The 13,510-nt window shown below is 30.3% G+C and carries 10 protein-coding genes; 4 read left to right on the top strand and 6 right to left on the bottom strand.

The window, feature by feature from the left end:
* Nucleotides 1–13: 13 nt before the first annotated feature.
* On the bottom strand, nucleotides 14–3,220 hold the full coding sequence (carB, locus tag G9F71_RS12275) for a carbamoyl-phosphate synthase large subunit (RefSeq protein ID WP_164951119.1): 3,207 nt from the start codon (nucleotides 3,218–3,220) through the stop codon (nucleotides 14–16).
* A gap of 102 nt (nucleotides 3,221–3,322) precedes the next feature.
* Nucleotides 3,323–4,369: a carbamoyl phosphate synthase small subunit gene (locus tag G9F71_RS12270; RefSeq protein ID WP_164951120.1), complete on the bottom strand. Its 1,047-nt coding sequence runs from the start codon at nucleotides 4,367–4,369 to the stop codon at nucleotides 3,323–3,325.
* Nucleotides 4,370–5,045: 676 nt separating this feature from the next.
* On the opposite strand from G9F71_RS12270, the gene G9F71_RS12265 reads away from it, so the two are divergent.
* Nucleotides 5,046–5,939 (top strand): FUSC family protein, encoded by an 894-nt coding sequence (locus tag G9F71_RS12265; RefSeq protein ID WP_164951121.1) that lies wholly within the window; start codon nucleotides 5,046–5,048, stop codon nucleotides 5,937–5,939.
* Nucleotides 5,940–5,995: 56 nt separating this feature from the next.
* Here the strand turns inward: G9F71_RS12265 and G9F71_RS12260 are convergent, their stop codons facing one another.
* On the bottom strand, nucleotides 5,996–6,853 hold the full coding sequence (locus tag G9F71_RS12260; RefSeq protein WP_164947082.1) for a DegV family protein: 858 nt from the start codon (nucleotides 6,851–6,853) through the stop codon (nucleotides 5,996–5,998).
* Between the two features lie 333 nt (nucleotides 6,854–7,186).
* Between G9F71_RS12260 and G9F71_RS12255 the strand changes: the two genes are divergently transcribed.
* Nucleotides 7,187–8,005 carry a hypothetical protein gene (locus G9F71_RS12255; protein ID WP_164951122.1) on the top strand — a complete coding sequence of 273 codons (819 nt, stop codon included), beginning with the start codon at nucleotides 7,187–7,189 and terminating at the stop codon, nucleotides 8,003–8,005.
* A gap of 171 nt (nucleotides 8,006–8,176) precedes the next feature.
* Complete coding sequence (locus G9F71_RS12250; RefSeq protein ID WP_164951123.1) at nucleotides 8,177–9,415, top strand: MDR family MFS transporter; 1,239 nt, start codon at nucleotides 8,177–8,179, stop codon at nucleotides 9,413–9,415.
* 58 nt (nucleotides 9,416–9,473) lie between these two features.
* Here G9F71_RS12250 and yfcE read toward each other — a convergent pair whose 3' ends face one another.
* Together yfcE and G9F71_RS12240 are read right to left on the bottom strand one after the other, a co-directional pair.
* Nucleotides 9,474–10,016 (bottom strand): phosphodiesterase, encoded by a 543-nt coding sequence (gene yfcE / locus G9F71_RS12245; protein ID WP_164947085.1) that lies wholly within the window; start codon nucleotides 10,014–10,016, stop codon nucleotides 9,474–9,476.
* A 24-nt stretch (nucleotides 10,017–10,040) separates the two neighbouring features.
* Nucleotides 10,041–11,543, bottom strand: a complete 1,503-nt coding sequence (locus G9F71_RS12240; RefSeq protein WP_164951124.1) for a LexA family protein — start codon at nucleotides 11,541–11,543, stop codon at nucleotides 10,041–10,043.
* Between the two features lie 208 nt (nucleotides 11,544–11,751).
* On the opposite strand from G9F71_RS12240, the gene pdaA reads away from it, so the two are divergent.
* Nucleotides 11,752–12,666, top strand: a complete 915-nt coding sequence (pdaA, locus tag G9F71_RS12235; protein WP_411956131.1) for a delta-lactam-biosynthetic de-N-acetylase — start codon at nucleotides 11,752–11,754, stop codon at nucleotides 12,664–12,666.
* 188 nt (nucleotides 12,667–12,854) lie between these two features.
* Here the strand turns inward: pdaA and G9F71_RS12230 are convergent, their stop codons facing one another.
* Entirely contained in the window at nucleotides 12,855–13,301 is a 447-nt protein-coding gene (locus G9F71_RS12230; RefSeq protein ID WP_164951125.1) for a GNAT family N-acetyltransferase, read from the bottom strand.
* Between the last annotated feature and the right edge of the window lie 209 nt (nucleotides 13,302–13,510).

Raw genomic sequence — 13,510 nt, 5'->3', positions numbered from 1 at the left:
AACTACTTTTTCACTAATCTACAATATTAAACACTTCTAGATTTGCACTCACAATCTTTTTCTTCATAAGTTCTACTATTGCTTTTGCAGTATCTAATGAAGTAACAACTAAAACGTTATTCTCAATAGCCGTCCTTCTAATCCTAAAGCCGTCTGTTTTGGAATCATTTCCTTTAGTAGGAGTATTTATTACTAAATCAACCTGTCTACTCTTTATTACATCAATTATATCAGGCTTTCCTTCTGTGATTTTTTTAACCTCTAAGGCTTCAATACCATTATCTTTTAATAGCTTAGCAGTGCCCTTGGTTGCTATAAATTTATAATTTAATTCGCTAAAACCTTTAGCTATATATATAAACTCTTTATAGTCCTGCGGGTTTATTGTGGCCAAGATAACCCCACCTTCTTTTTTAAATTTCATTCCAGAAGCTACAAAGCCTTTATACAAAGCCTCTTCAAAATTTCTTCCTATTCCTAGCACCTCTCCTGTGGACCTCATTTCCGGTCCTACGCACACCTCAACCTCTGGAAGTTTCTGAGTTGAGAATACTGGAACCTTAACTGACACTAATTTCGGCTCTTTGTAAACTCCGGTACCGTACCCTAAATCCGCTAGTTTTTCTCCTAGCATAACTCTTGTTGCCAATTCTACTATGGGTACTTTGCTAACCTTACTAATATATGGAACTGTACGACTAGCTCTTGGATTAACTTCTATTATATATAATTCATTTTTAAATTCTATAAACTGAATATTGATCATACCCATTACTTTAAGACCTATTGCTATTTTCCTCGTATATTCTAATATTTTTTCTTTTATAGTCTCCGATATGTTTTGGCTTGGATATATTGTTATACTATCCCCGGAGTGAACTCCCGCCCTCTCCAAATGTTCCATAATACCTGGTATTAATATTTCTTCCCCATCACAAATAGCATCAACTTCTATTTCTCTACCTAATAAATATCTATCTATTAAAACTGGATTTTTCTTATCCTTCTCAAAGGCATTCACTAAATAATGCTCCAGTTCCTCTTCTCCATAAGTTATTTCCATTCCCTGACCACCCAATACATAGGATGGTCTAACCAAAACCGGATAGCCTATGATTTTAGTCTCTTTTAACCCCTCTTCTAAATTCCAAACCGCTTTTCCCTTCGGTCTATTTATATCCAATTTTTCTAGTAATGCATCGAATTTTTCTCTATCTTCCGCCGCATCTATTTGTTCAGGCTTAGTTCCATATATAGGTATATTTTTCCCTTTTAAGAATTCAGCAAGATTAATAGCGGTTTGACCCCCAAATTGAAGAATAACTCCATCTGGTTTTTCTTTTTCTACAATATTCAATACTTCTTCTTCTGTTAATGGTTCAAAATATAATTTATCTGAAATATTAAAGTCTGTACTTACAGTTTCTGGATTGTTATTTACTATTATAGTCTCGATTCCTAGCTTTCTAAGAGCAATTACACTATGAACAGATGCGTAATCAAACTCAATACCTTGTCCTATTCTTATAGGACCTGAACCTATTACCATAACTTTCCTTTTATCACTTACCTCAACCTCATCATATTCATCATAAGTTGAATAGTAATACGGGGACAAAGCTTCAAATTCCCCTCCGCAGGTATCTACCATCTTATAAACAGGCTTAATGTTCCATATATTTCTCAGTTCATAGATCACGTTTGGTTTAACCCCTAATAAATCTGAAATTCCCTTATCTGAAAATCCCTTTTTCTTTAATAATTGCAACCACTCTTTATTAATATCTCCTAGGTCAGATTTTTTTATCTTTTCCTCTTCATCTACTATCCACTTAATTTTATTTACAAAGAATTTATCCATACCTGTAATTTCCGCAACCTTTTCCACCATATAATCGCGTCTAAGCATTTCAGCTAAATGAAATATTCTCTCATCATCAGGGGCCATTACATTATCCTTCAATTCTTGCAAACTTTTTTGTGCTAAGGAGTCATCTTGCAATGAATATTTTCCGATTTCTAAAGAGCGAATTCCTTTTAATAAAGCTGCTTCAAAATTACTTCCAATTGCCATTATTTCCCCTGTAGCCATCATCTTTGTGCCTAAAACTCTATTTGCATCTTGAAACTTGTCAAAAGGCCACTTAGGAATTTTAACTACCACATAGTCTAGAGAAGGTTCAAAACAAGCATAGGTTTTTTGTGTAACTGCATTTTCTATCTCATCTAGTGCATATCCTAGAGCTATTTTCGCTGCTACTTTTGCAATGGGATATCCCGTAGCCTTAGAGGCTAGAGCAGAGGATCTACTTACCCTTGGATTAATCTCTATAACTGCATACTCAAAGCTTTTGGGATGTAGAGCAAGTTGAACATTGCATCCACCTTCTATTCCTACATTGTTTATAATGTCTATGGATGCACTTCTAAGCATTTGGTATTCTTTATCAGAAAGAGTTTGACTTGGTGCTACAACAATACTATCTCCGGTATGTATCCCTACAGGATCTATATTTTCCATATTACATACACAGATACAATTACCACGATTGTCTCTCATCACTTCATATTCTATCTCTTTCCAGCCTTTAATACTCTTTTCTAGAAGCACCTGTCTTATAGAACTTAATTGTAATCCAAGTTCTAATATTTCAATCAGTTCTTCCTCACTTTCGGCAATTCCACCACCACTTCCACCTAACGTATAAGCCGGTCTTACAATTACAGGATAGCCTATTTCGCTAGCAAAGCGCACTCCGTCTTCTATTTCTGTAACAATTTCACTTTCTACAACCGGCTGGTTAATTTCCTGCATAAGATTTCTAAATATTTCTCTATCCTCACCTTTTTTTATAGCTTCTATAGATGTGCCGATTACTCTCACATTATATTTATCTAAAATACCATTATCAGATAGTTCTACAGCTAAATTCAAGGCTGTTTGCCCACCCATACCAGAAAGCATGCTATCCGGTCTTTCCTTTTCAATAATCTTCTCTAAAAACTCTATAGTCAGCGGCTCTATATAAACAATGTCCGCAACCTCTTTATCTGTCATTATTGTTGCCGGATTACTATTTACAAGCACAACTTCTATGCCTTCCTCTTTTAATGCTTGACAAGCTTGCGTTCCAGAATAATCAAATTCGGCAGCTTGCCCTATTATTATGGGCCCCGACCCAACTACTAATACTTTTTTTATGCTTTTATCTAATGGCATATAAATCCTCCTCTATATTATCTTTTGTTTAATTCTATTTGTATATCCCAAATTTCATCTACTTTGTATTTTACTCTTATACTTGCAATTCTCAATACTAACTTAGATTATCGAAAGGAATTTATCGAAAATTGCATCTATATCCTTAGGTCCAGGACAAGCTTCCGGATGGAACTGCACAGAGGATATTGGCATATTCTTATGTTTCATACCTTCTATAGTTCCATCATTTACGCTTACATGCGTAACTTCCATTTCTTCTGGGAGTACGCTTACATAATATCCGTGGTTTTGTGATGTAATATACACCTTATTTTCTTGTATATCTTTAACAGGATGATTACATCCTCTATGACCAAATTTAAGTTTTTCGGTTTTACCACCAAGGGCTAAAGCTAAAAGTTGATGTCCTAGGCAAATTCCAACTATAGGTTTTTTACCTATAATTTCTTTTAGCACCTTAATTACACCCTTTAAATCTTCTGGGTCTCCAGGGCCATTTGATAAAAATATCAAATCCGGATTAACCTTTAATATTTCTTTCGCAGATGTATCCGCAGGAAATACTGTTAATTTGCAATTTCTTTGCATAAATGATCTCAGAATATTTTCTTTTATTCCAAAGTCCAAAACAGCCACATGAGGCCCTGTGCCGTAAATAACATAAGGTTCTTTTGTAGTAACCTTCATTACTGCATCAGTGTTATTAAATGCCACAAGCTTTTGCTTTATTTCACTTTGCGATAATTCCTTCGTAGTAATAATACCTTTCATAGTTCCCTTATTTCTAAGTATTTTTGTTAATGCTCTTGTATCAATACCTTCTAGGCCTATTATTTTATTTTGCTTAAAATATCCCTCTAAATCCATTTCACATCTAAAGTTATTAGGGTTATCACATTTTTCTCTAACAATAAAGCCCTTGACCTTGGGTGACTTCGACTCTACATCTTCTAAATTAATTCCGTAATTTCCAATGAGCGGATATGTCATAGTTACTATCTGACCATAATAAGATGGATCCGTTAAGATTTCTTCATATCCAGTCATACCTGTATTAAAAACTACTTCCCCCACACTTTCCTCTAAATACCCAAATATATTACCCTCAAATATTATTCCATTCTCTAAAATCAATTTACCTTTCATCTTAAATCCTCCTACATAAAAATCATTTTTTAAAACGTCAAAACTCACTAATGAATATTTATACAATTTTTATGTATAATATTTTTTCTTCTTATATGCCGTGTTTTTAATTATTTTTATTGGTATTGCTAGTTTATTTTTATTAATTATATGTTAATTATCATAATAAAGCAATTTTTTTCTTGTTTTTTTTATTCATTTATCGTAATATTTATTCACCTTAAAATATACTTATCAACTAAAACCATTTTTTTAAACAAAATAAAGGATAACAAAGAGACTATTTAAATAATCTTTTTGTTATCCTTATTAATATATTGATTATATTTATTAACGAAATAGAAAATATACTTACAGCTTTATTGAAAATATTACCAACTGTGTTATATTTAATAGTACTAAATTTAAAATTTTCTACGCAAAAAAAACATGTCATAATCATCTATACTCCTTCCTAGCCTCACAGGACTAACTTAAAAGTGTACTTCTTTTTTTATATATAATTTATAATTTCTTCTTAGTTTAATTTAGATTTTGCAATTTGTCAATGCATAAATATAATTTTTAGTTGCAAATTAGTTGAAATTTGGTAAAATGTAAGATGTGTTTAAAATTATTTACAAGAATTTAACCATATTTCAAAACTAAAGGTGTGGTTTGACTAGGAGGCAAGAATATGCAAAAAATAGGAATGAGAAATATTAAAACTGCAATTTCAGTTTTTTTATGCATAATTATATTAAGGTTTTTTCATAACCAAAATCCCTTTTATGCATGTATAGCTGCAGTAATAACAATGCAAAGCACTGTACACAATTCTTTTACTACAGGTAAAAATAGGATGATTGGTACTATCATAGGTGCGATTTGGGGATTAATATTCGCACTTATAAGTCCTAATAACGTATTTCTTATCGGTATAGGCATAATATTTGTAATTTATTTTTTGAACCTTCTTAATAGAAAAAATTCTATTATCATTGCATGTGTAGTTTTTTTAGCAATAATGACGAATCTTAAACAAGGCACTCCGCTAGTTTATAGTTCCAATAGAGTTATAGAAACTTTTGTTGGTATATTTGTATCAGTTTTAGTAAACTATCTTATATTCCATCCTAAATTTTTAGATAACTTGCATAAAGACGGAAAATTTTTAATTCATAATATTTTTATAACATCTAAAGATGTATTTAATTTTAATGGAGATATTAATATTTCTGGCTTAAACCTTCAAATATCCAAATTGGAAAAATCATTAGACTCCTACTTAAGTGAAATACAAAGTGAAGGTGCTGAAAAACAACATGTTAACAAAATTAATAAAGTTATAGATACTTCAAAAACTGCTTATAATCATCTAGTTATATTAAATTCTATAACATTCACAAATTCGCCTTGTAATTGTTATTTTAATGAAAGTAACCGCTTTAACATAAATGAATTGTTCCATGAAGATATACTTAGTACATCTTACATAAATAACGATATAAACATAGTATTTAACTTTCATGTTCAACATTTACTTGAAACACTAACTATTTTAAGCGAAATGTACTCAGAAGAATATTGAGTTATTTAATAAGCAAAGCCATACTGCGAATTCACAGTATGGCTTTGCTTATCATTTTATAAATCTGTCTTTGTATAATAAACAATACCTAATGCACCAGGTCCAACATGAGTTCCTATTACAGGCCCAATTGGAGCTATATCTACTTTTTTACCTATACATTCTTCAATTGTTTTTGCAAAAGCTTGTGCCCCTTCTACATCATTTATGTGATGTATCATAACTTCGCCAAGTCCATGAGCGCTTATATCTTCAATAAATTTATCAATCATAGTTTGTATGGCACGTTTTTTAGTCCGTACTTTATTAAACAATTCTGTTTTCCCATCTACTACAGTGAGAATGGGTTTAATTTGAAAAATAGTACCTAGCAATGCACTTGCACCACCTATTCTGCCACCCTTTTTTAGATACTCTAAAGTATCAGGTATAAACAGAAATCTACTTCTTTTTATATTGTCTTTTACGTTGCAAGCTACTTCAGCTATTGATTTTCCATTTTGTGCTGCAATCGCCCCCGTTAATGCTGCAAATCCAAGTTGCATACAATTAGATCTTGAATCTATAATCTGTATTAATGCATTTGGATAACTCTCAAGTATCATATTTTTTGCAAGGCATGCATTCGAATAGGTTCCACTCATTTCTGAAGATAGAAAAACACCAACAACTTCATTATTATTTTTTACATTTTTTTCTAGGATGCTGTACATTTCCTCTAATGATGGTTGTGATGAAGTGGGAATACTTGTGCTCTCATGCAGTTTTTCATAAAAAGTTTCGTTTTTAATATTGATTTCTTTAAACTCCTCATTTTCAAAAATAACAGTTAGTGAAGTTATAGAAATATCATATTTTTTTATTAACTCCTCGCTTATATACGAGGTACTATCCGTTATTATTTTTACGGTCATTGTCCACCCCCACTTGTTCATTATTAAATATATTATACTATATTCTTATGCTAAACAATACCCTAGAAGCTATGAATAATATAAATCATAATTATATTAAATTTATACCCACAATAACTGTAATATATTTCACAAAATATTAAATTATTTTAAACTCTTGCAAATAGCACTAAAATGCCTCCTCATATGGTATAATTATAAAGTGAAAAAGTAGGTGATATGAATAACTTTATTAACTGTTTCTTTTGAAATAAACAACTATTAAAATAAAATCTTTAATATAACTAATATAAAGATCAAGGGGAGGTGCTGCAAAAATATAGGTTAAATCGTATGGCTACCTATATTTGCAAGCAGGAAAATATGGATAAAGATAAAAATAAACAAACAGAAAAAGAAACTAATGAAAGTATAAATAGTTTGTATTCAAACAACAATTTAGAAAAGCATAAAACTAAATCTAGTGAAATGAATCAATTAAAGGATCATGCGGAAGGCCAAAAATACATAAAAGAAATGCATGAACTAGCAGATAAAAATGAATTTAAAAACAATATAATTGTTTTAGGACTTTTTATGGTTATAGCTGCTATAGTTGTGTTTTCTATATTAATGAACACCTCTTTCATGAAGTCAAAAACAGACGTCGCTACCAAGAAAACAACTACAGAAAGTACTGCTGATAATGACGCTAAATCTATTACATCCCAAGATAAGATTTATGGATATTTAGATGTAGAAGCAAATAGAACCTCCACACTAAAAAAAGCCATCGCCTTAAACAAAGGAACTAAAACAGGCGTTACTGTATATCTCTTGTCAGAAATTTTAAGATCCAACGACATTGCTATCCCTGTAGACACGTCTACTGTTAAACAGTTGGTAACAGATTTAACTTCAATGGATTGGAAAAAAAATACTGATCTTACTAAATTAAAAAAAGGAGATATATGTTTCACCACAGATGTGTCCGGAAAACCTGGTGTACCTTCCCACGCTTATGTGTTTATGGGTTGGTTAGAAGATGGTAAGACTGAATATGCTAATGTATGTGATGGTCAAATCCAAGAATATAATAATATACTTCATAAACGAAATTTATCTATTTCAGTTGATGAAACAGATAAATTCAGCTTTTTTCTTAGGAAATAAACGAAAAATGTAAATTTTTATAATAACAAACTAAGGATAGCCTAAGGGCTATCCTTTTATTTTTTTTAAAAATATTTTTACTGGAAATCTTTATAAAATTTTAGTAAAATGTAATTGACTGTATTTTAAAATTACTACAAATTGTAAAATGTAAAAAGCAAGGGGGAACTAATGAGAAATTCGAATATTTTAAAAACTTATTCTGGCTTACCTAGGAGTATTTATATTGTATTTTTCGCTAGAATTATTAACAGTATGGGTAGTTTTGTTCATCCATTTCTAACACTATTTCTTACTAAAAGCATGGGTCTTGGACTTAAAACTGTAGGTTTATTTTTAATGATGTCAGCCTTATCTTCAATACCTGGCTCACTAATAGGTGGAAAATTATCAGATCATATTGGCAGAAAAAAAATCATTATTATTTTTCAAGGTTTGGCAGCACTATGCCTTATCCCTTGTGCCTTTCTGGGTAAATCTATAATAATACCATATCTACTAATTCTTTCATCCTTTTTTGGAGGAGCTGTCCAACCAGCAAATAGTGCTATGATGGCAGATTTAACAAATACAGAAAATAGAAAATCCGCATACTCTCTTTTATATTTAGGAATTAATATAGGCTTTTCCCTTGGACCACTGATTGCAGGTTTTTTATACAATCATTATTTGAAAATTTTATTTTTAGGAGATGCAGCTACAACTATACTGTCATTAATACTAGTTGCTGTATTTGTAGAAGAGACCCTTCCCGCTAGGACAATCACAGAAGATAAAGTAATTAATGATTTTTATAACGAAAATGAAAAGGCCGAAGAAGGTAGCTTACTAAGTGTGCTATTAAAAAGACCTTATCTTATAGCTTTTGCTACAATTTCAATGATTTATTCATTCATGTATTCTCAATTTGGCTTCATTACCCCAATGCAAATGGACAAACTTTTTAGTGCTGAGGGTCCAAAACTTTATGGCTCTATAATGGCTATTAATGGAGTAGTAGTAGTTACTATGACCACAATTATAGCTGCTGTAACAAAAAAACTTAGACCTATATTTAATATAGCCCTAGCTGGTTTATTTTTCTCTATAGGTTTTGGAATGCTATTTTTAGCAAAAACATTTACGGTATTTGTAATCTCTACAATTGTATGGACAATTGGTGAAATACTATCTGCCACTAATTCTGGAGTGTATATTGCAAATCATACACCAATGTCACACAGAGGTAGATTTAATTCAGTTATACCACTAATTACTGGTGCAGGCTTTGCGATTGGTCCCTTTATGATGAGCTTATTTATTAAAAATAGGGAAGTAAACTCCGCATGGCTTCTTGTGTTTTTCTTTGGCATCTTGGCTTCTACTTGTATGTATTTACTATATTTAAACGAAAAGAAAAAAGAAGCATAGTTTTACCCTAGACTTATACAATAACATTAATGCCCAATATATCCTTGGGCATTATTTTTTATAATTTTATTTCTTTTATAACAGTTCCCTCTAAATCTTTTATTTGGAATAAATCATCTTGAAGTATTGCATAAGAATTAGGGTTGTTTTCCTTAGGTAATGATAGTGATCCTGGATTTAATACATATATTCTATTATGTTTTTTAGCTACTGGGAGATGTGTGTGACCGTGTACTAAAACATCATTTTCACTTAAATTTGGCATATTATCTTCATTATATATGTGTCCATGTGTCAAAAATAATCTTCTATTATTGTACAATATTATAGAATAATCAGCCATCATAGGATACTCTATGAGCATTTGATCTACTTCACTATCACAGTTTCCTCTAACAGCTATTATCTTATCTTTATATTCATTTAAGAGATTTGCTACTTCCTGAGGTTTGTACTCCTCGGGCAATGGATTTCTTGGTCCATGATATAATGCATCTCCTAGCATTACTATATAGCTGGCGCCTTCTTCTCTATAACGTTTTAATGCCTTTTTTAAAAAGAAAAGCGAACCATGTATGTCAGAAATAAAAAATATTTTCATTTCTACTTGACTCCTTCCATAAAATTAATTTTTGTGCTTTATAATACCTATAGCTGTGCCTATAATGTATGTATCTTCGCTATCTATTACAATAGGCTTATATTTTTCATTTTCTGGCATAAGTAATACTCTATCTTTGTTTATAGAAAGCCTCTTTAAAGTAGCGTTACCACCTATGTCAACAGCTACAATATCTTTATTATTTGCAGCATGTTCTTGTCTTATTATTACATAATCTCCATGATTAATGTTTGCCCCAATCATACTGTCACCTTTAACCTTTAAAATAAAGGCATTTTTCACTCCCTTTAACCAATACTTTGGAAGATAAAATTTACCTTCTATTTCAGAATTAATAAGTATAGGTTCACCTGCTGCTATATCACTATATACTGGTAGTTCCAATAATTCTTCATTTATATACTCATAATCACCGTTTTCATCATTTAATAGAATATCTGATATTCTACTATAATCCCTCATAAATTTATAGGATCTGCTATGCCTTAAATCACAAAATTGAAAATTCTCCAATGATTTGATGTCTAAATTTTTGTCCTTTATCTCCAACTGTTTTCTTTGAAGGATTTCTTGTGTTTTATAATTATTTTTAAATAAATGTATTTTTGCCTTTTCTCCTAGAGGTTTAGAATTAACTCTTTTGCCTTTTACCATCCAAGAATTAGTATTGTTAATCATATCTATATCAACAAGAAACATCATGTTAGAATAAGATTTTTCTTTAAATAATGCATTAATAAAATCTAACTGCACCTTAGTTAAATCATTACTTTTATCAACTATAATATGACAATATTTACCGTTAGTAACAGTCTCCGCCATTAGTAGAGCATATATATTAATATCTTCATTATCAACTAAATTCTCTGACCTAAGCTTCTCATTATATGTAAGCATAAGCTGAAATATTGCTTTTCTAGCAGTAGAATTTTTAGGAATTTTTTGTGGTCCTTGTCCTTTTTCACATTTTCTTCCTGTTCTATTGCATTGCAAATAGGCATCAATTTTTAAGTAATTGCAACTTTTCATCCACTTTACTTCTTCAATAAAAAATTTAACATAACTCGCATGTAATATCCTTAGACTTGGATAAATATTTTTAATGTCCAATATGCAGTTTTTCATAATGCTATTTTTTTTATCATTACCTATTATTTGCTCATTTTTTAATTTATATTTGCTTTTATATTCTAAAAAATATCTATGTAAAATGCTTTCTAATGTAACAACATGAAATTTTCTTTCATTATTAGAAAATAGAGTTAAATAATCTAATCTAGTTTCTTTTTCTACTTTGTTATATATGTCTTCAATATAATTTATATCTTCATCCTTAGAAGCTAACATTAATATTTTATCCTCTTCATATAAACAATAATTGTTTTTTAAATAAAGACTTCTATAGATAGATGCAGTTGTCTTACCTGAACCTTGAATCCCTCTAATTGTGCTATATCTTGAGGGTTTGCTACGAATCATCCTTTGTTGCCCTAAAGTTAATTCCATTTCGTCACCTCCACTGTTGTAAACATAGTAATATTATACCTTAGTTAGAGCTTAAAAGTATGATTTTTCTATAATTGCTTATACTATAATAATGATTTTATTAAATTTTTTATAAATTTTGAATATATACAAGCATCTACTGAGCATACTAAGTTGTAGAACAATTTAAAAACTTTTCTAAATAGGATGAGAACTAGGGGTGATTAGTGTGAAATCAAGGATATTGAGTATTATTATTTCTTCAATGTTTATAGTTACCTGTTTATCAACTGTTGTTTATAGCAAAGATTTAAGATGTAGCTCAATTATAGACTCTAAAAATGAATATATTAACTATCATAACAATGATAAATCAAAAACAGCTGACCTAATAAATTTTTTCAAAAACGTCTTTAGTAATGATATAGCTGTCAATGGTTTAAGTACTAAAGAATATAATTGGTATTTCCAGCCCCGCAATGACAATACGCCACCTGAAGGACCTAAAGAAACTATTAAAATTATATCAAACTATGAGTGTTATTATTTAGGAGACACATCAAAAAAGACACTGTATTTAACTTTTGATGAGGGATATGAAGCTGGTTATACTGCTCCTATTCTAGATGTTTTAAAAAAACACAATGTGAAAGCAGCTTTTTTTGTTGTAAAACCCTATATTACTTCTAACCCAGAATTAATTAAAAGAATGGTAGATGAAGGGCACTTAGTATGCAACCATAGTAATCACCATCCTTCAATGGCTTCAATAGTAGACGTGGAAAAATTCAATAGAGAGTTATCTGATGTAGAAGCTGAATTTGAGAATGTTACAGGAAAAAAAATATCTAAATATTTTAGACCTCCTATGGGAAAATATAGTGAGCTATCCTTACAATATACTCAAAACTATGGCTATAAAACTATATTTTGGAGTTTTGCTTATATGGATTGGCTTACTGATAAACAACCCTCCCATGAAACTGCAAAAAAACGTATTATGCAAAGAACTCACAATGGTGGAATTATGTTACTGCACGCAGTATCAAAAACCAATGCTGAAATATTAGATGATGTAATTACAGAGTGGAAAAGTCAAGGATATGAGCTTAAAACACTAGATGAATTGCCTTCAAAACATTAATCATCACTGAAGGTGTTACAAATTACCTTCGCTGATGAAGCGTTATCCCAGGAGCTTTAATATTAAAAACTTCAGAAAGAGATTTATAATCCCACTGAAGTTTTGTTTTTTTAAAATAATTGGTGGATTTTTATTCACTTTCTTTACCTTTCCATAAACTCCAAAAGCTAATCTCTTGAAATCTATAATTAATTGTTTTTATATAACATTTCTACATGTGGAATATCATCTTCTAAATACACATCACTAGCCTTTACAAACCCCAGGCTTGAATAAAAATTTAATAAATACTCTTGTGCAGAAATTCTAATTGTTTTTTCCTTTAAATGATTTTCGATAAATTCCATTGCTCTTAGCATCATTTGCCTTGCTAATCCTTTACCACGATATTTTTTATCAGTTAAGACCCTTCCTATAGATATCTCGTTATAAGAAATACCCTTTTCTAAAATTCTTAAGTACGCAAGAATTTCTCCATTTTCTTTTGCAAATAAATGATAAGATTTTTTATCTTTACCATCACACTCCTCATAAATACATTGCTGCTCTATAACAAACACTTCATTTCTAAGTTTTAAAATTTCATATACTTCTTCACCGCTTAGTTCAGCAAACTTTTTCATTTCCCAATTCATAGCTCTCCTTCTCCTTTGCTTCATTTATATAATCTAGTTGAGATTTATTATATCTAAATCTTAATGCAATTTAGTTAAGATTTCAACCCTTTCGACTTAATATTAAGTATAATGAAAAATCTGTTAATTGCAGTTTTTTTCCAAAATTATTATTTATATTTCCTTTTTTGCATTATTATGATAATATATAATAAATATTGTATAAATAA

Source organism: Clostridium sp. FP2 (assembly GCF_011065955.2).
In the GTDB taxonomy this organism is placed as follows: domain Bacteria; phylum Bacillota; class Clostridia; order Clostridiales; family Clostridiaceae; genus Clostridium_AD; species Clostridium_AD tagluense.
Note: the sequence above shows the minus strand (reverse complement) of the source record. Positions and strands in the feature narration are given on the sequence as shown.

Coding starts and splice junctions, on each gene's coding strand:
- carB (WP_164951119.1), bottom strand. CDS start 3,220: ATGCCATTAGATAAAAGCATAAAAAAAGTATTAGTAGTTGGGTCGGGG.
- G9F71_RS12270 (WP_164951120.1), bottom strand. CDS start 4,369: ATGAAAGGTAAATTGATTTTAGAGAATGGAATAATATTTGAGGGTAAT.
- G9F71_RS12265 (WP_164951121.1), top strand. CDS start 5,046: ATGCAAAAAATAGGAATGAGAAATATTAAAACTGCAATTTCAGTTTTT.
- G9F71_RS12260 (WP_164947082.1), bottom strand. CDS start 6,853: ATGACCGTAAAAATAATAACGGATAGTACCTCGTATATAAGCGAGGAG.
- G9F71_RS12255 (WP_164951122.1), top strand. CDS start 7,187: ATGGCTACCTATATTTGCAAGCAGGAAAATATGGATAAAGATAAAAAT.
- G9F71_RS12250 (WP_164951123.1), top strand. CDS start 8,177: ATGAGAAATTCGAATATTTTAAAAACTTATTCTGGCTTACCTAGGAGT.
- yfcE (WP_164947085.1), bottom strand. CDS start 10,016: ATGAAAATATTTTTTATTTCTGACATACATGGTTCGCTTTTCTTTTTA.
- G9F71_RS12240 (WP_164951124.1), bottom strand. CDS start 11,543: ATGGAATTAACTTTAGGGCAACAAAGGATGATTCGTAGCAAACCCTCA.
- G9F71_RS12230 (WP_164951125.1), bottom strand. CDS start 13,301: ATGAATTGGGAAATGAAAAAGTTTGCTGAACTAAGCGGTGAAGAAGTA.